This is a genomic window from Paraburkholderia sp. EB58, from assembly GCF_050436665.1.
Classification (GTDB): Bacteria; Pseudomonadota; Gammaproteobacteria; order Burkholderiales; family Burkholderiaceae; genus Paraburkholderia.
This window is the reverse complement of sequence record NZ_JBNDMQ010000016.1, coordinates 132,825-151,053: the sequence shown is the minus strand read 5'-3', so window position 1 is coordinate 151,053 and position 18,229 is coordinate 132,825. Positions and strand designations below refer to the sequence as shown.

Genomic DNA, 18,229 nt, shown 5'->3' with positions numbered 1-18,229 from the left:
GCGGCCCGTATCACGGTGCCGCGTTGCACGCCGATGCCTGCGCGGGACTGGCGCTCGCATCTTCCAGACTCACGAACAGCTTTCCGTGGTTGACCCGGACCGTGAAAGTCGTCAGGCTCAACCCGCCCGCGCCTGGCATACAACCGGTGCGCAGATCGAAGCGCAGACCGTGCGCCGGGCAGCTCAGCACGCACCCGTGGAGATGACCGTTTGCGACCGAGGCTCCCTGGTGGGGACACGAGTCCTCAATTGCGTGGATCGTGCCGTCGATGTTAAACAGGACAACACCGCGGCCATTGATGAAGGCCAGTTTTCGCTGGCCTGGCGCGAGTTCATCAACCGTGCCAACCGGTATCAGATCAGACGAGTTCATGGATCAGTGTCTCCGCCATCGGCCATTCACCAAACCCTGCGGCCGGATTCAGGTGACCGACTTCGCCAAGGTCGACGAGCCGACTGCCCCAGTCTTTCGCCATCGCCGCGACGCGCTCGAATTGCGCGAGCGGATCGTTGCGGCTCGCACCGACGATGCTCGGAAACGGCAGCGCATTTCGTGGAATCGGCTGCCAACCGTTCTGAGCCAACGCATCGAAGGCCGGATAGCCTGCCGGCAGCGGCATCTCGAGGTCGGCCGGAGCGGCGAGCAGTGCACCGTGAATCTTGCGGCTGTGCTGCTGGGCCCAATGCACCGTGATCATCACGCCCGCGCTATGCGCGACGAGGATCACCGGGCCATCGATTTTCGCGAGGGCGGCATCGAGCGCGGCGACGCGCGCCGCGCAACTGAGTTTGTCGTGCTCAAGTGGCGGCACCGAGACCGCCGTGGGCACTCTCCGCTCCAACAACGTTTGCCAATGCTCCGCGACGAAGTCGCGCAAGCCCGGCACCATCAGGATGGTGGGTGTCATATCGAGAGTCATGAAGCGGTTTCCTTCTGCCCGATCAGTACGGCTTGTCGCCGACAATTCCGGCGCGCTCCATCTTGCGGTGACACGGCGGGTAGTCCATCACTGCATAGTGCTGCGTGCTTCGGTTGTCCCAGATCGCGATGCTGTTGGGTTTCCAGCGCCAGCGGACCTGGTACTCGGGGATGTAGGCCTGGCTGATGAGATAGCGCAGCAACTCACCCGCACCCGGATTGGCGTCCTGCCCGAAGCGCACGCGCGCCGGCGTGTGGTAATTGGTGAAATGGGTGGTGAAGGCGTTCACGAACAACACCTTCTCGCCGGTCTCCGGGTGCGTGCGCACAACCGGATGCTCCGCGTCCGGGAATTGCGCCTTGAGAGCAAGGCGTTTTTCGACCGGCATCGCGGCACCGAAGCTGGCCTCGATGCTGTGGCGGGCGCGAAGGTCTGCGAGCTGGGTTTTGATGTGGTCCGGCAGGTTCTCGTAGGCGAGGACCATGTTTGCCCACATCGTGTCGCCGCCGACGGGCGGGCACTCCACGCAGCGCAGGACAGCACCGAACTGCGGCGCCTCGCGCCAGGTGGCATCCGCGTGCCATGCGTTTTCATAGCGGTCGTTGGGCTGATCCGGGTTCTTGTAGATGCGCACGAGGCCCGGATGTTCCGGGTCGCTGCCGGCGACGGGATGGTCCTCCAGTTCGCCGAAACGACGCGCAAACGCAATATGCTCGGCGCGCGAGATATCCTGGTCGCGCAGGAACAGCACCCGGTGTTTGAGCAGCGCCGCACGGATCTCCGCAAACAGGCCGTCATCGTCGATGGCTTCGGCGAGACTCATCCCGACCAGTTCGGCGCCGATGGCGCACGTCAATTGTTCGACTCGCATGGCGTTCTCCTCAGATGACGAAGACCGACGAGCCGGTCGTCTTGCGCGATTCAAGGTCGCGGTGGGCCTGCGCCGCGTCCTCCAGCGCGTAACGCTGGTTGAGTTCGATCTTGATACGTCCTGCGGCAACATGCCCGAAGAGTTCGCCGGCGAGTTCGTCCTTCTCGGCGGGATCGGCGATATAGTCTGCCAGCGCGGGGCGCGTCAGGTAGAGCGAACCCTTCATCGCCAGAATCTGCGGATTGAACGGTGGGATCGGACCGGATGCCGTGCCGACGCAGACCATCAGACCACGTCGCCTAAGCGAATCGAGCGACGCTTCGAATGTATCCTTGCCGACGCTGTCGAACACGACGTCCACACCCACACCGTTGGTCAGCTCACGCACGCGTTTCGCGACGTCCTCCCGGCTGTAGTAGACGATGTGGTCGCAGCCATGTGCGCGGGCCACTTCGCCCTTGGCGTCGTTCGAAACGGTGCCGATCACGGTGAGACCCAGCAGCTTCGCCCATTGCGACACAATCAGGCCGACACCGCCGGCGGCGGCATGCAGCAGGATGGTGTCACCCGCCTTGAAATCGTGAATGCGGCGCATCAGATACGACGAGGTCAGGCCTCGCATCGTCATGCCGGCAGCCGTTTCGCAGGAAATCGCATCCGGCAGCTTGATGAGCGGCGCCGCCGGCACGAGGCGTTCAGTACTGTAGGCGCCAAGTGTGTTGAGAAAGCCGGTGTAGGTCACGCGATCACCCACCGCGACGTTGGTCACATTGGGGCCGATTGCCTCGACCACACCCGCCGCCTCGACACCCATGCCCGCTGGCAGCGGCACGGGGTACAGGCCTGTGCGGAAGTAGGTGTCGGCGAAATTCAGGCCCACTGCCTCATGGCGCAAGCGAACCTGTCCGGGGCCGGGGTCACCCACTTCAACGTTTTCATAGCGCAAGACTTCGGGACCGCCGGTCTCATGGAAACGCACTGCTTTCGCCATTTCGAAACTCCTATCCTTTATTCGAACTGCCAATTTATTTGGCGTGTAATGGGGCTACCGGTCCTGTTCCTGGGCGCATATGTCAGGTCTAACGCTCGCGGGTAGCCGTAGGGTCAGCGCCCGGCCCGTTCACGCAGAGCATTCACGTGATCGAGGTCGACGCCATAGTTCCGCTTGCCAATGAAGAAGGCGACCGCCGCGACGAGAGGCGCAAACGGCACGAGTTGCAGTGCGCCGAGCAGCCCGATCCGGTCGGCCACGATGCCCGTCAGAACGGCCGCGGGCGCCAACCCCAGCAGATTGTTCGCCAACGTCAGGGTGGCAAACGCCGACGCGTGGATCGACGGCGGGGTGAGGTTCGCCACCATCGCCCCCGAGGGACCGGTCGCGCCTGCGCTGAAGAACATGCCGGCCCCAATCACGACGAGCTGTGCCGGACCCGCGGGCATGCGGAAGCCGATCGTCAGTAGCGCGAAGCAGATCAGGCAGAAGACGACGGCAGTGCTCCACTTCCTTTCCCGGTTGTCCTTGCTGAGCCGGTCGGTCAGGTTCCCGCATACCACCATGCCGAAAGCGGTGGCCAGTACGAATATGGCCGCGCTCATGGCAGCCTTACCAGTGGGCATGCCGTAGTAGCGGTTCAGAAAGCTGGGCATCCACGCCCATACGGCCGCCGGAACCAGCAGATGAATGCCGCTGCCGACGTAGGCACACACAACCGACTTCGTCGAAAAGAGTCCTTGCATCAGCGCGCGCAAGCTCATGCGTACACCGACGCCCTGCGTCTGACGGCCCGCGTTTGCAGGCCGCAGCGGCGCGAGCCGCTTTTCGGTGACAACAAACCGGTAGAGAACGACCAGCACGATGCCCAAGGCCGCCATTGCGCCAAACGCCGCGCGCCAGCCCAGATGGGCCGCGACTGCGCCGCCTAGCGCCATGCCCAGCACTGAGCCGAACGCCCCACCGGCCATGAATGCGGCGGTGAGCGTGGAGCGCAGACGTGCCGGAAAGATACTGAGGACGACCGCGATGCCGACACTGCCATAGGCGGCTTCACCGATACCGACGAAGGCCCGCGCGACCAGCATCTCGCCATAGCTTGTCGAGAGCGCACAACCGAGCGTCGCGAGACTCCACATTGCCGCCATCAGGACAATGCTCTTCACGCGGCCCCAGCGGTCGGCGAGCACCGACAGCGGAAGTGTGAGCACGCCGACCATCAGCGCGACCACACTGCTGAGCGAACCGAGCCGGGTGTCGGACAGGTGCCATGTGGCTTTGAGCATCGGAAACACCGCATTCAACACCTGCCGCGACATGTAGTCGGAGAGCAGCAACCCGACCGTCAGGGCAAATACCACCCACGCATACGCTCGCACGTCTTTTTGCGTCGTCGAAACATCGGCCGTCGTGGGCTCAGCATGGGTGAACATGAGTCGTCTCCTTCGTGTCCAGCTTGTATCGGTCGAAGCGTCTGCTGCGCTCCGATCCCTTACGCCGCGTGTAGCGGCAGATTCTTCACGCCGGCCTTGCGGTTCGGCGCCATGCCGTTGGCCGCGAGCGTCTCGTCGGCCGTTTCGTACTGCACACCAATGCGGTAGATGTCGCGCGCTTCCTTGCCGGAGGCAATCTCACGGCCCAGTTCACGCGCCACACGCACGCATTGTTCGATCTGCTGCACCGAAGTCATCCTGTTGCCGTGCTGGTCGATGATCGTGTCTTCGATACCGCAACGAGGATGCAGGCCCAAGGCCATCGCCATCATGTTGAACGGCAACACGTTCTTGAGCAGCGACTCGGCTGTGAGCGTACAGCCGTCCGGCGCGCGGTGCACGAAGTTGAAGAAGTTGAACGGGTTCGGGCCATCGAAGCCCCCACCAATACCGATCCACGTCAGGTTGAGCGGACCCTTGTAGGCACCCTTGCGCACGAGGCGATCGAGTGTCTCGAGCGCATGGATGCCCGTGAGCTGGAAGTGCGGCTGGATGCCCGAGGCCTGCAGGCGACGTAGGTGCTCCTCGACCCAGGCCGGACCCGCAGGCACCGTCATTTCGCTGTAGGCGGCCATGAGCGCGGGGTTGGACAGCGACGTGCCTTCCAGGTACGCCGGATAGAGCAACTCCATGATGTTCATCTGCGTGGTGTTGATCGCGACCGTCACCTGATCGGGCTTCGGGTCGAGATCGGCCAGCATGTGGCGCGTGTCGTCGGACAGCCACTTCGCGGCCTGGCCGTCGTCTTCCGGCGCGAATGAGATCGAGCCGCCAACCTGGATGATCATGTCCGGCACGGCCGCGCGTACACCCGCGATGAGCTCATTGAATTTCGACAGGCGCTTGGAGCCCTTGCCATCCAGCTCACGCACGTGCAGGTGCAGGACGGTCGCGCCGGCGTTGTAGCAGTCGACGGCCTTCTCGATCTGCTCCTCCATCGTCACCGGAATGTCTTCCGGAAAGTCCTCGGGCATCCATTCCGGGCCGTACGGAGCGGTCGTGATGACAACCTTGTGCTGGTTCTCGGGGTGCAGCGAATCGTCGAGGAATTGCATCGTGTTCTCCATGAGGGGGACGGTGTTCCGACGCTCGCGGCATGGCTGGCCGCATCAAAACTGGTCGGAACATGATGAACCGTTGAGACCCACGATACGGCAATCCTGCGTTACACTTTTGTGATTGGGCGCCATTCTTTTAGCATTTCATGCCACTGCGCGTTTACACCAGTATTTGCGCGTGGTGAGCACTTTCACTACCGGTGAGGGTGGCCCGTCAGATGCGCGCAGAGGCTTATTGATGGAATCGATGCTGCGATCGGTAGCCATGAGCGGCTATTTCGATGTGACGCGGCGGGTCGGACTGAACCCGGTCGAGCTTGCGCAGCAGGTCGGGATCGATACCGCGGCGCTTGCGAATCCGGACGATCGCATTCCGGCAGCCGCCGCATGCCGTCTGCTGGAGCTTACGGCCGAAAAGGCGTCGTGCCCGACCTTCGCGCTGCAGATGGCCGAGACCCGGCAGAAGTTCGGTACGGGCGTGGTCAATGTCCTGCTCGCGCACAAGCGCACACTGCGCGAGGTGTTGCTGGCGACAGCCGAGTACCGGCATCTATTGAACGAAGCGTTGGCTGTGTATGTCGAGGACGTAGGCGAAACGGTCACCATCCGTGAAGAACTGGTCGTCGAACCGGGTACCCCAACGAATCAGGCGATCGAACTCGCGGTCGGTGTGCTTTGGCGCCACTCCAGTGCCCTGCTCGGCGATCACTGGAAACCACGCTCGGTTCATTTCGTTCATCAGGGACCGAAAGACCTGACGTTTCATCGACGGTTCTTCGGTTGCCCGTTGGAGTTCGGCAGCGATTTCAATGGCTTTGTGTGTGCGGCCGCCGAGCTCGACTACCCGAATCCTGCCGCCGACCCGGAGCTGGTGCGATATGCCGAGAGCCTCGCGGATTCACTCAACGTGGCGGGTGTCGATTCGACCGCGCTGGAAGTGCGCAAGGCAATCTACTTGCTGCTCCCCCTCGAGCAGGCCACCGTGGAGCTGGTTGCCCGGCATTTGCGTGTGAGCGTGCGCACCATGCAGCGCCAACTTGAAGTGGCGGATACCAGCTTCTCGCATCTGGTCGAAGAAGTCAGGCGCGAACTTGCCGTGCGCTATATGAGCAACCCGCGCTATCCCATCGGGAGGGTTTCCGCACTGCTAGGCTATTCACAGCAGGGTTCCTTCACGAAGTGGTTTAACTCACGCTTTGGCGTGACGCCACGCGACTGGCGCAACAACCATTTGAAGTGATCGCGCCAGGCCTCGGGCCTTCGAACATTTCGGTCGCAAGCCAGTCGATTACGGTGTTTGATTCGGCTGTTGCTCGATTACTCCGAACCAGCCCATACCGCGATACGTCCCATATCCGGGTGTCAGCGCATATCCGACAAGCGATCCCCCGGCCGTACGGTACGTTCCGATATCAGCAGTATTCGGCGGCAGGTCGAAGCGCATATTCTCGCGGCTCGCCGTTGCGGAGGAGGCGATCACTTGACCACTGGCGTCAAGGATCATGCAGCGCGTCCGCTCTCGTTCGCCAGCGGTCAACCGGACGCTATTCACGACGGTCGACGCCTGCTTCGCCCAATCGAAGAATACGGCCAAGACGCCGACGACTGCCCGTTAGACCCCCTCTTGGCCGGTCGGCTTCGCCTATGGGTTCGCACGCGAACCAGCTGCCCAAGGCGGGGGAATGCGCGGGCATAGGTTCAAGGTCGTCGAGGTTATATGCGTGATCGTCTTGGCGAACCACAAGGAGTGTGCCTTGAGCCGGTTGGCCGGAAAACTTCGACGTTGCGATGACAAGGCCACGATAGTACGGATTACCCTTTCTCATCATCAGGCAGAAACCCGCCCCCGGCACATAGGCCATATGCGCGCTGCCCTCCTCGATCAGCTGGACCATCTTTGGAAGGTCCGTCGTCGCCTCAGCGGTCATGCCTGCCTCGGAGAGGAGGCTTGTCCAAGGTTCATCGGCGACGGGGAAATCCAGATTCCTGTTCAGAAGACACGTCAGATTCTGCTTTGCCATGCGTGCCACCTTCTCTATGTGAAGACATAAGACCACGTGCAATCTTATGCGGATCGACAAAATGGCCATGACGAAAACGCCATACGTTTTGCCGAAATGCACGATCTGCGTGGCTGGGGCGTAGTACGAAGACGAGTCCTGCTGTTCCAGACAGACGAGGGCAACCTCTCGCAGCGCTGGGGCTGGTCCCCGGTCTGCGGTTCGCCACACGTCACATCATGCCGCTACCGGTACTGCTTGTGCCGCCGGTGCCGGCCGAAGGTGTGGACGTCGTTGTAAGCGGATGGGCCAGACCCGCCGCTGACAGCAGCGAGACGGCGATCTGATCGGGCATGCCATTGGCGTCGATAGCCCCTGCTGCCGCAAGCACGCCTAGATCGCTATCGACGCCGGCTTGCCCAACCGTAAAAGATGTCGTCAGAAACGCCGGCGCCGTCAGCGTGACCGCATAGCGTTGCTGTAGATTCGTGACGACCGCCGATTGCGCAGCCAGCACATCGGCCTGGTTTGCCAACACCTGCTGGAAACTTGAGGTGCTCGGGAAGCCCGCTATCAGGCCGCTCTCGTTCGTGCCGAGTTGCGAAGCGAGGTAGACAAGCATCAGATCGGTCTCTGGCGTCGTATTAAAGGTGCCGCCGGCAAATGCCAGCGAGTGCAGGCTCGTGCCGCCAGAGGTCACGGTGAGGATGCATGGAAGCGTGGCGTTGAACGTGATGGCGTAGTGTCCACCGCTGTCTGACAGGGTCGAGCCCGAACCCTGCACACAACTGAAGCTGACCACCGCGCTGGCGAGCGCAGTGCCGGTCGCGGCCGTGCCGGATATGGCGACGTTTGGCGTCCCGATGAAGCCACCACAACTGTCGAGGCCGATGCAGGCGCTTCCGCCGCACGCAACGAGCGTTGCGAGCGAAGCCACGCAAATTGCAGCCAGCGCCGGGCGAACGAAACATGCATAGTGAGTATTCATGGTTGCCTGCCGTTGATAGATTGGCTCTGGCGAAGCTGGCTGACTCATCCGCTAAGTACTTGCCGACAACGCGTTGTCGGCGGGCAGAACAAATTGAAACACAGCGCCTTGGGGCTGGTTCTGCGTAAGCCATATCTCCCCATTATGGGCCTCGATGATCAAGCGGCAAATCGACAGACCCATTCCCATACCATCGGACTTTTTGGTAAAGCGCGGATCGAATATCCGGGTGACGTCATGCGGGTGGACTCCTGCTCCAGTGTCCGCCACCAACAGCTTTATTCGACCGTCCTCGTGGATGCTGGATTGTACGTCCAGGATCCGCGGCTCGCCCTCGGCCACCATCGAATCGATGGCGTTTGTGATCAGGTTCAGAAGCACCTGCTGCAGCTGGATTCGATCTCCTATCTACTGCGGGAGCAGTTCGTTCAGATCGAAGCGGACTGTAATTCCGTGCGTCTGCAGGTCGCCCTGTACCAGGGCAACGGTTTCCGGGACCAGGCTGTTTAACTCGAAAGCGGCCCGGTTCAGGTCGCTCTTCCTGAACATTACCCGAACTCTTTCGATGACTGCTTCCGCGCGACGGTCACTAGCGCCGATCTGTTTGAGTACCACCTTTGCTTCCTCAAGATTCGGGCTGGGGTGATCAAGCCAGTGCAAATCCGCATTGGCATACGCAACCATCGCGAACAATGGCTGCCTGACCTCGTGCGCCATCGCGGCCACGATGGCGTCTCCGGTCAGTAGCCGAGCCTCGCGCTCGCGACGTTGGGCGACGTCCGTGCGGACCAGTTGCGTGTACAGCATCGTTACCTCGTACAGGAGGACGAACAGGACGAGGCAAGCAGACAAGAGTGCGCTGATCCGGGCGACATACCATTCGAAGGAGAAGCGGATCGGAGCCGGAAAAGTGAGTAGATATACAGCGCCGCGGCGGCAAGCGCCGTATAGCGTTTCATTCGCTGGTTGTCTAGCGCCGATGGTCCACCGTCAGTCTGATGAAGCGCGTGCTCGATGCTGCTGCGGCACTCTTCGAGCGAGGAAAGCCGGACCCACGCAGGGATCGCCAAGACGGTGAGCGCAACGCCCAACGATGTGTCTCCATGTGCGGAAAACGCCCAGTTCAACGCGGCGCGAACATCGTCGATCGTCGGTTTGTGATATTCCAGCTATCGTGTATCGGGTGGGGAGTTTTCCAGAGGTCTTCTGCGCGTGCGTACAGGTCACAAAAGTGCTCCGCATGGCAACGCTAAACCATGTCGAGTTCACCCGGATCGGCGAGCTTGCGTCTCGCGTAGTCACGCGTCGTGTCCAGAAGACGATAGCGCACAGCATCGCTGCGACGTTCGCCGACAGCATCGACTTTGCCACCAGGCTCGCGACCGCATCGATCACTTGCGTAAGCCAGGTTTTCGTCCTGCGCCACGGCGGCCGCGGACCCGAGCGAAAACACCCCAGGAAATATTCCCAAACGGCGCGGCACGACGCGTTCAGTGTCGGGCAGCAACTGATGACTCCAATCAAGCGTGGCCAGCAAAGTCTTTTGCCGCTCCGGAGCCGTACGGCGCCCTTGCGCGAGCGTGGAAAACCGGTTGTCGAGCAAGTTGAGCAATTGATGAACGCCGAACGCATCCACTCGGGAGGCCGCAAGCTCAATAGCTAGCGCAATTCCATCCAGTCGCTCGCAGATTTGCGCCGCCACGGGCGCGCTATCATCGGAAAGCGCGAAGTCGCCGCGTGCGGCAATGGCTCGCTCCATAAATAATTCGACGGCGGGATGACGAAGCGCCTCGTTCACCGCCAGACGCGCCGCGTCGGGAGGACTTTCGAGGGTCTTGAGCAGGTAGACGTGTTCGCCGGCCACATGCAGCGGCTCGCGGCTGGTCCCCAGCACACGCAATTGTGGAGCCGTTGCGGTCATCTGCTCGGCGATGAAGACGGCTGCCTCGATAACATGCTCGTAGCTGTCAAGCACAACAAGCTGTGGACGATTCCGAAGCCGGAAGTAATTGGATTCACGAACCAGACGTCGTGGTCCTCCGCCGCGACCATCGCCTGGGCAATCACCAATGCGACCGTTGTCTGCCTATTCCGCCTGGCCCGCGACAGTCAAAAGCCGCACGCGCGATAACCGCGCCAGTAGATGCTGGATCGTCTCCGATCGTCCGATGGGTCGAACCAATGCTGCGTGAAGGTTGTGTGAAGGACGAGCATGTGTTTCCGGCGGCGTCATGGTGACGGGAATCACTTCCCGTTCGACCTGCGCTACGAACTGATAGCCACGGCCCACCATCGTCGTGACAAAGCGCTGGTCCTGCGGCCCCTCCCCCAATGCTTTGCGCAAAGCCGCAATATGCACCTTGAGGTCGCTTTCCTCCACCACAGTTTGAGACCACGCGCGAGCCATGAGCTCTTTCTTGGTGACGAGTTCGCCCCGGCGCTCGACGAGCGCCGTCAACAAGTCCAGGGCGCGTCCGCCAATAGGTACGCGCGAACCGCCATCGAGCAATGCCTGCTGCGACGAGATGAGCCGAAAAAATCCAAACCGGTACGCTCCGCCCGGTTACAACACCGGCCTCGATCCGAGCAGCGCGGCTCGAGTTCTTTCACTATTGCGCCCCTCCCGCTGCGATTCGTCCGCTCTCTGTAATGGGTATCGGCAGTTAGCCTCTTTACTGCTTTTCGCCTGCCGGTTATTCGGCGAAGCCCCTTTAGCCCAGGTTGCGAAATCAACGGCCGTTACCACTTATCATCAGTTGCGTTTTTTCTTGTCAACTTAGACATCCGGTGATAACCTCGCCGTAACTCATTGATTTAACAAAATAAATGGACGCGCCGTGCAGCACCCCTCGAAACTACGTCGACCGGCACCGGTTAGTCTGATTGATGACGACGTCCCGGTCCGCCCGCTCCAACGATTGACCCGCGAGGACTTCGCGCTCTACCGCGGATACCTCGATGGCGTTGCGCTTGAGCAGCTTCACGCACGCTATAGCCCGTATGCCGACCTGCGTCGTACGCGCACCCACCTTGCCTGGTTGCGTGACGCGCTATCGATCGCCGCACGTCGCGCGCAAGACCCAACCGCTGCGCGCCTATTGCGTTTGCGTCCGGGGAGTCTGAACCGTACGGGCGATGAAGACGAGGTCGCTTCCACAACGTCCGCACGCAAGAGTGCAACGCCTGCTCGCCCCACGCCTGACTTAGAAACGTTCCGCGCAGAAACCGATCCCGACGGGTTCTATAGCGAGGCTGAGCTACTCGAACTCTACGCCTCGGCGTTCCCGATCGAACGCGGTCAGCACGAGAACAAGCGCCGTTCGCGTCGGCAACGTCTGCGCGAACGTCAGGCTGCAGCGCTAGCGCGACTCGAGGCCACGCTTGCTGAACTTCCCGACCCGAGCCATGCACTTGATACGTGGTTTGAGCCCGCACTGGCGAAGCGACTTGAAGCAGCCGGACTCACCTCGCTAGCGGATCTGCTAGCGCTGATAGAACGCTACCGTTGGCGTTGGTACGTTCAGGTGCCGCGGATCGGTCCGAAGACCGCAGCGCGTATCAGCACATGGCTGGTGGCAAACGCACAGTCGCTTCGCCACGAATTCTCCGTGCTTGCTCTCATGCCTCGCCGCAAAGTGCCTGCCGACCATGCAGATTTGGTCCGCAGCGTGCCGCGTGACTGCCACGTCGAAGCGAGCGACATCTCCGCAACCGTGGTGGCGCCACTCGAAGCACTTCGTCCCCCATCGGAATTGGATGGCAGGGCAGGCACAAACCGGGGCTCGAAGTCGGACAATCGGCTCCCGGCGTCCTCTGATCTGGCAGCCATTCGCAAGTGGCTTGCTGCTCGCGCGCGCAGTGAGCACACGCGCCGGGCTTATCGACGCGAAGCCGAACGGCTCGTATTGTGGGCGCTGATTGAGAAGCGCAAAGCGTTTTCCAGTCTGACCGCACAGGATGCGGGTGAGTATCTGGACTCGTTCCTGAAGGATCCGCAGCCCGCGAAGCGCTGGGTTGGTGAGCGCCGGGTTGAACGTTTCGACGTAGCGTGGCGGCCATTCGATGGCCGACTGTCCGAGCGAAGTCGAGAAACCTCACGATCAATTCTGCGTGCTTTGTGCGCGTGGCTTGTAGATGCACGGTACCTCGCGACGAATCCGTTTTCGGCTCAGCAACCCATTTGTCCGTATGAGCCATTTGACTCTACCGGCCGCACGCTGACGCGCGAGCAGTGGAGCTTTCTTCTTGCGTCGGTTGAATGCGTTTCGCCGTCCGTGCGCGAGCGCCGTGATCAGTGCGCGTTACTCCTCGCCTATACGACGGGGCTTCGTCGCGCGGAATTGGCCTCTCTGACGGTGGACCAGCTCTCTTGCGAGCGAGAAATCAGCCGGCACTCGGATGCCTGGAATCTAATCGTTGGCGGACCGGGCAGGGACGTGCGAACACTTCCGATACCAGCCTCCGTCATGACGGCGCTTCACGAATATCTCTCTGATCGCGGGCTTCCATCTGACCCGCGCGCCTGTCCGCAGGGGACGCCTTTACTCACGGATGCGCGTGGTGCCCGTCCACTGACTGCACACGGGCTTACATATGTTCTCAAGAAGTTGTTCGAGCGAGCCGCGGCTAAGCTGATGGTTAAAGATTCAGCCGCAGCAGAGCATCTCGGTCGTGCGACCACTCACTGGTTAAGACACAGCTACGCGATTCATGCGCTCGACTCGGGAGTCGAGCGCCGGGACTTGCAGGGTAGTCTTGGGCACGCCCGTCTGGCGACGACGGCTGCTTATCCGCTCGCCAAGCGCACTTGTTAAATTGATGGAGAGCTGCGGCTCCGCCTACATAGTATGGACACAGAGCCGCAACCCTCTTCATGCGGAAACGACACGCGTCCGAAATTCGTCCATAGTATGTACACGCCTTGGATAATTGAACGTCGAATCCAGTCGCGTGCTGTCGAGCTACAATCCGTTCGGTATTACGCGCTAGCTGACCGGGGTTTGACCATCGTGGTGAGTACTTTCGTCAGGCCATTCCACCTTGCACGGCGATTAAGTCTAGCCAAGCCATCGATGCACTCACGGTCCGGATCTTCGTGTACATAGTATGGACACGACGGCTCGCCTCGGCACAAGCCGGGCATCCCGTCCATCCGCAGCACCTCCCGACTTCAATGCCGGGCCCCGCGTCCATAGTATGTACACACGATCTCAAGAAGACTCACCGATCTGATGAACGAAAAAAAACCCGCACGAAGCGGGTTCTCTCTGAACGAAACGATTCTTCAGTCCGGCTGCGCCCGAAACATCTGGCTCAACAATTCCCTAATCTGCGTCTCTTGCGCTTCGGTCAGGACACCCGCTTTGATCTTCACTGTGAAGCTGTTGATGTCTTTCGTGATCGACCCTGCGTGCTCTTTGCCGGAGAAGAACTTGTCAATGCTACGCTCGCTCGCCGAACCGGTCGTTCCACGGCGCGTCGCCAGCGCCTTGATCGCCGCAGCAGCCTTCCCCTGATCCATGTCTCCGGCGACCACCAGCGGCCAAATCTCTTTAGCGGCGTCGAGACCGACCTCACCGTGCTTGCGGATAGCTCCAACAATCGCATCCGCTGCATTCCCGCCCAACAACCGCGGATGAAGATCCAAGTCCTTCTTGATGAAGTCTGGCAGCTTGTCAAAGGACAGATACTGATATAGCCCGGTCCGTGATAGCCCAAGCGCCTCGGCCATCCGCTTGCGATCTGGAAACTCGTTCTCCGTCTGACGCACCGATATCGCGATTTCGTAATCGGACAAATCGTCTCGGCTGATATTCTCAACGAGCGCCAACACAGCCATGTCTTCGTCAGAGCACTCGACGACCACCGCCTTAACAGCATCCAGGCCGATCATCTTATGCGCCCGCCAGCGCCGCTCACCCGCAATGATCTGGTAGATTTCATCAGATCGCCGGACCACGATCGGCTGCATCAGTCCAACTTCACGAATGGACTCAGCCAAATCCACCAGCTTCTCCTCGTTGAACACTCTGCGAGGTTGCCACGGATTCGGCACGATCTCAGACACGGGCAGTTGCGATGCCGCACCGGTCGATTCCAGTTCCTGCACTCGGAGTTGCGCCACCGCCAAAGCGCCGGCGAGGCCTGGCGCCGTCTGCGTACGATTGCTGCGTTTAACCTCCTCTTCCTTGATCGAGGAAGTGGCACGAATACCAGCCGTCTTGGCCAGCAATTGTTCACGCATGTTGCTCATTGCGCCTTCCTCCATTTTTCTGCGTAGATTTCGTCCAGCCAGCGACAGTAATCGACCAGTGGCTGTTTGACCCGTTGCAGCGACTTGGCAGCGCTGTGTGAACTGCTCACGTCAAAAACCGTTGAAAATGCCAAGGCTCCGGTGCTCATTACCGAGCTGGCCGGCACCTCGATGGAATGAAGCCAGCTCTCGTACGCGCTTTGTGCCCACGCGCGAACAATAGGAGCCGACGACGTACGGCCATAATCGACCTTCGAAAGCATTATCGAAATGAAGTCATATTTTTTGTCTTGCTCGTACTTGATAAAACTCTTGGACACATCCGAAAACAGTCTCCAGAAAGACAGGGAGCTAATGAAGTCGAGATTCTCTGGGACCATCGGCATCACCATGGCGTCTGCTGCCAGCAAAGCATTCAGGTTCATGTAGGACAGAGAGGGCGACGTGTCCATCAGGATGTAGTCGTAATGCTTGCGCAGAGGTTCGAGACCCTGGCGTAACACAGTCCAAAACTTGAAGCCGGGTCTCATCTTCTGCATGGCCGGCAGATGAAACTCAGCACCAATCAGTTCGGTGTGGGCCGGAATGACATCAAGGCCGTCCCAGTACGTCGACTGAACTCTGGCTTGCAGACCGCCTTCCACTTCCTGGTCATACACGTACGGCAACACAGTGTCTTCCGGCGTCACGTCCTTTTCGGCGTACAAGCCGCACAACTCGGACAGGGACGCCTGTGGATCAAGATCAACCACTAACACCTTCCGCCCGCGCAACGTAAGTCCTTGCGCAAGACACATCGTAGTCGTGGTTTTAGCCGATCCGCCCTTAAGCTGGGCCGTGATGATGATCTTCCCCTCGGGTTCACGCGTCCCCGTCACCAGAGGTGTCTGGTAGACGTCAGATACTTTCTGAATCCAGATGCGGGCTTCTTCCAGCGTGAAGGTACGCGTGCGACCAGTTCCTGCCGCAGTGCCTGAGGGCAATTCACCGTCGCTTTTTGTCGCGAGATACTGTACCTGCGAGTGAGAGATGCTACACATCTCTGCGATCTCTCCTGTCTTGAACACAGGTGCAGCTTTCCGAGGCCGCGGTGCGAGAATGGTGTCACGGAGTTCGTCCGTGAAAATGGAGACCTTTTCAGCGAACTCGCTGATTCGCTCTAGAGGAACAGTTCGGTCTACGGCAGGAAGTTGGCTTGTTTTCGCCATTCTGAGGTTTTTCCGGAAATATCAACGAACCTCAGAATACAGTAAACACTTGAAAATAGCTCTACAAATTGCTGTTTATTAACGAAAATTGCCACAGAACTTTGCAACTGTCACGGAAAACAACATCGACGAGCGGGCGAAATCCAGCAGTTAGGGCATCCTTCGCGCTAATGATGGTGAGGTCGCTTGTGCTATCTGCGATTCCACGAATGCACGCTAACGTCAAACTTCATAAGTAACGCGCCTTCCGAGGCACCGCTTATGCCGTCAAATGGCGGGCAGGCGAGCCAGCTTCAAAACTTGCACAACGAACCTCACCTTCAACTCGACTCGGACTGATTTATAGGGCACCGGGAGTCCAAAGACCGGAGGTCACTGCAAGAATCTGCACAATGAACCTCACCATCCGAGGCTGTGGTTCGCTAGGCAATACCATCGAATCAGCAATCGCCGCATCATAGAATCTGCATCATCGCTTCTGCGCCGCACAATCAACCTCACCATCAATTTTCTTCCGAAATCCGTACTTCGCACAATGAACCTCACCCTGAGCGAAGACCCATAACGCTCCGATGCTGGAGGCGTGTTGGTTTGTTTTTTTAAAAGAAGTAAACCCCCAAACCAACAAACAGAGAAAACCGTCTCGTTTATCTTCAATTACTTAGCTCAAGAAAGGTGCGGTTTGTTGTGTCACAGGTGAGGTTGACTGTGCACAAAGGTGAGCCTCAATGTGTCGCACGGTGAGGCTGTATCCTCGCAAAGGTGAGGTTGAATGTGCATGGGACGGCGGTAGGCGGCAAGGTGAGGTTGGTTGTGTCGAGTCCCTCGTGAAGCGAGCAGTAAAGGCGTCCTGGCAAGAAAACGAGCCTCCCATGGTGAGGTTGAATGTGCGAAGGTGAGGCTCTTTGTGCGGATGAGACTGCATTCTCGCGTGCACTCTTCGCGAGAGGCACGAAGGTGAGGTTGGTTGTGTTGACAGCTCACCTACGCATGCCTAGTCTTCCGGACAGCGCGAATGAAGAATGGGCGAAAACATGGCGGATGACAATCCAGAGAACGACAAGTCGAAAGTGACATCTCGGCAGATGGCACTCGCATTGTTCGAGGATATGTTCGACCTGGGTGTGCCCATTACCGAGGCCAATCGCGAGATCGGTTACCAGCGCAACAATTTCTTTACCCAGATCGTCAACATGGGTCTTCCGGCGCGGCGTTTCCTTGACGCCGCGTATTTCATCGTCGCGCAGGAACAGCAGGCACGTGATCAATACGACGTCGAACTGAACTACTTCAAATGGCTGATGCGTTACGACAGCCGCAATCTCAAACATCTGCGCACAATCGCCGAGGAAGCCCAAGACGCAAAGATCCAGGTCAGCGACACACCGCTCGAGCGGGACCCCAACGAAAACGACCTATGGGTTTCGGTGCAGCTCATGGGGATGGTGGGTTTTCACCGAGGCCGCATTCGATTCGACGTACACCCGCGCCTGGTACCGCACATACGTGACCCAAAGAAATCGCATTGGTTGAGCTTGCGCATCTCGACGGCGTTTACGCGAAGCCTGGCACGGGCTATTTATGACCAGGTCTTGCCGAGCGTTCCTGAGGGAAGGACGGAGTGGATACGCCTCGAAGACATGCGGAACTGGCCGGGCAGAATGGGCGCGAACGCCGCCATCTTCAAGTACTTCAAGCGCGACTGGCTTGAACCCGCCGTACGTGAAATCAACGAAGTGTCGGACATCGAGCTGTCTTATGAGACGAGGACCGAGTCCACCACGTCGAAGAAGATCGACCGCATTCGCTTCCAGCTCAAACGCAAGGATACGGCTGACGCCGCTATGGCTAGCCTCGCCGACGCGAGTCATCTCTATAAGATCCTTAAGGAAGAGTTCAACCTCTCGACCAAGCAATTCAGCGAGATTTCCGAGAACCGTGATGTCTGGACCGATTCGCACATACTGCAAGCGGTCGAATACACGCGATTCAAGCTCAATCGCGGCTTGGTGAAGAAGAGTCCCGCTGGGTACCTGATGAGGGCCCTGCGCGATAACTGGAAGATGTCTGAAGCCGAGAAGAAGATGGTAGAGGTCCAGACGAAGCTTGTTACTGATGAAGTGGAAGCGAAGACCAGCCTGTCGCAGACGCAGTCTACGGTTGCGCGCAGCGTCGCCTCACGCGACGAAGAGGTGCGTGCACGCATGAACGAAGAGTCGCGCGCCGGTCGCGAACACTTCAACGCGGCCGACGCAAAAGCGCGTAAGGATCTGATCCGTCTGTGGGTTGCGTCGAGAGAGGGCAAACTGATGCTGCGACGCATGAAGCTGGACGCCCAGACTGTGACAGAGGACGAAATCCTGGCGAATTCAGAGCTGGTTTGGTACCTCGGACAATTTGTGTTCGGTCGCATAAACGCCGCGCGCACAGCAGCGTGAGTTACGGCA

At 59.6% G+C, this 18,229-nt stretch carries 18 protein-coding genes; 3 read left to right on the top strand and 15 right to left on the bottom strand.

The features are described from left to right. Nucleotides 1-10: 10 nt before the first annotated feature. The 6 genes from P3T40_RS23490 to P3T40_RS23465 all read right to left on the bottom strand — a co-directional run bounded on the left by P3T40_RS23490 (nt 11) and on the right by P3T40_RS23465 (nt 5,330). A complete protein-coding gene (locus P3T40_RS23490; protein WP_429270098.1) occupies nt 11-373 on the bottom strand; it encodes a Rieske (2Fe-2S) protein in 363 nt (120 codons plus the stop codon). Then, entirely contained in the window at nt 360-920 is a 561-nt protein-coding gene (locus tag P3T40_RS23485) for an RBBP9/YdeN family alpha/beta hydrolase (RefSeq protein WP_429270097.1), read from the bottom strand. Before P3T40_RS23485 ends, P3T40_RS23490 begins: the two co-directional genes overlap by 14 nt. 22 nt (nt 921-942) lie before the next feature. Beyond that, nucleotides 943-1,791, bottom strand: coding sequence for a TauD/TfdA dioxygenase family protein (locus tag P3T40_RS23480; protein ID WP_429270096.1), 849 nt, complete (start codon nt 1,789-1,791; stop codon nt 943-945). Between the two features lie 10 nt (nt 1,792-1,801). Then, entirely contained in the window at nt 1,802-2,782 is a 981-nt protein-coding gene (locus P3T40_RS23475) for a quinone oxidoreductase family protein (protein ID WP_429270095.1), read from the bottom strand. A gap of 113 nt (nt 2,783-2,895) precedes the next feature. Then, nucleotides 2,896-4,215 carry an MFS transporter gene (locus tag P3T40_RS23470; RefSeq protein ID WP_429270094.1) on the bottom strand — a complete coding sequence of 440 codons (1,320 nt, stop codon included), beginning with the start codon at nt 4,213-4,215 and terminating at the stop codon, nt 2,896-2,898. 59 nt (nt 4,216-4,274) lie between these two features. Beyond that, nucleotides 4,275-5,330, bottom strand: a complete 1,056-nt coding sequence (locus tag P3T40_RS23465) for a 3-keto-5-aminohexanoate cleavage protein (RefSeq protein ID WP_429270093.1) — start codon at nt 5,328-5,330, stop codon at nt 4,275-4,277. 241 nt (nt 5,331-5,571) lie between these two features. Here P3T40_RS23465 and P3T40_RS23460 point away from each other — a divergent pair, with 241 nt between their 5' ends. After that, complete coding sequence (locus P3T40_RS23460; protein WP_429270092.1) at nt 5,572-6,573, top strand: AraC family transcriptional regulator; 1,002 nt, start codon at nt 5,572-5,574, stop codon at nt 6,571-6,573. 48 nt (nt 6,574-6,621) lie between these two features. Here the strand turns inward: P3T40_RS23460 and P3T40_RS23455 are convergent, their stop codons facing one another. From P3T40_RS23455 to P3T40_RS23425, 7 genes are all read right to left on the bottom strand, one after another. After that, nucleotides 6,622-6,837, bottom strand: coding sequence for a chemotaxis protein (locus P3T40_RS23455; protein ID WP_429270091.1), 216 nt, complete (start codon nt 6,835-6,837; stop codon nt 6,622-6,624). 40 nt (nt 6,838-6,877) lie between these two features. Then, nucleotides 6,878-7,354, bottom strand: a complete 477-nt coding sequence (locus P3T40_RS23450) for a hypothetical protein (protein WP_429270090.1) — start codon at nt 7,352-7,354, stop codon at nt 6,878-6,880. Nucleotides 7,355-7,565: 211 nt separating this feature from the next. After that, entirely contained in the window at nt 7,566-8,321 is a 756-nt protein-coding gene (locus P3T40_RS23445) for a hypothetical protein (RefSeq protein ID WP_429270089.1), read from the bottom strand. 51 nt (nt 8,322-8,372) lie between these two features. Next, nucleotides 8,373-8,717: an ATP-binding protein gene (locus P3T40_RS23440; protein ID WP_429270142.1), complete on the bottom strand. Its 345-nt coding sequence runs from the start codon at nt 8,715-8,717 to the stop codon at nt 8,373-8,375. 12 nt (nt 8,718-8,729) lie between these two features. After that, nucleotides 8,730-9,128, bottom strand: coding sequence for a histidine kinase dimerization/phospho-acceptor domain-containing protein (locus P3T40_RS23435; RefSeq protein WP_429270088.1), 399 nt, complete (start codon nt 9,126-9,128; stop codon nt 8,730-8,732). Between the two features lie 442 nt (nt 9,129-9,570). Beyond that, nucleotides 9,571-10,296 (bottom strand): ATP-binding protein, encoded by a 726-nt coding sequence (locus P3T40_RS23430; protein ID WP_429270087.1) that lies wholly within the window; start codon nt 10,294-10,296, stop codon nt 9,571-9,573. 111 nt (nt 10,297-10,407) lie between these two features. After that, nucleotides 10,408-10,830: a winged helix-turn-helix domain-containing protein gene (locus tag P3T40_RS23425; protein WP_429270086.1), complete on the bottom strand. Its 423-nt coding sequence runs from the start codon at nt 10,828-10,830 to the stop codon at nt 10,408-10,410. 328 nt (nt 10,831-11,158) lie between these two features. Here P3T40_RS23425 and P3T40_RS23420 point away from each other — a divergent pair, with 328 nt between their 5' ends. Next, nucleotides 11,159-13,135: a phage integrase family protein gene (locus P3T40_RS23420; RefSeq protein WP_429270085.1), complete on the top strand. Its 1,977-nt coding sequence runs from the start codon at nt 11,159-11,161 to the stop codon at nt 13,133-13,135. A 470-nt stretch (nt 13,136-13,605) separates the two neighbouring features. Here P3T40_RS23420 and P3T40_RS23415 read toward each other — a convergent pair whose 3' ends face one another. After that, nucleotides 13,606-14,574 (bottom strand): ParB/RepB/Spo0J family partition protein, encoded by a 969-nt coding sequence (locus P3T40_RS23415; protein ID WP_429270084.1) that lies wholly within the window; start codon nt 14,572-14,574, stop codon nt 13,606-13,608. Next, nucleotides 14,571-15,782, bottom strand: coding sequence for a ParA family protein (locus tag P3T40_RS23410; RefSeq protein ID WP_429270083.1), 1,212 nt, complete (start codon nt 15,780-15,782; stop codon nt 14,571-14,573). Before P3T40_RS23410 ends, P3T40_RS23415 begins: the two co-directional genes overlap by 4 nt. A gap of 1,034 nt (nt 15,783-16,816) precedes the next feature. Here P3T40_RS23410 and P3T40_RS23405 point away from each other — a divergent pair. Further along, nucleotides 16,817-18,220, top strand: a complete 1,404-nt coding sequence (locus P3T40_RS23405) for a RepB family plasmid replication initiator protein (protein WP_429270082.1) — start codon at nt 16,817-16,819, stop codon at nt 18,218-18,220. Nucleotides 18,221-18,229 lie beyond the last annotated feature (9 nt).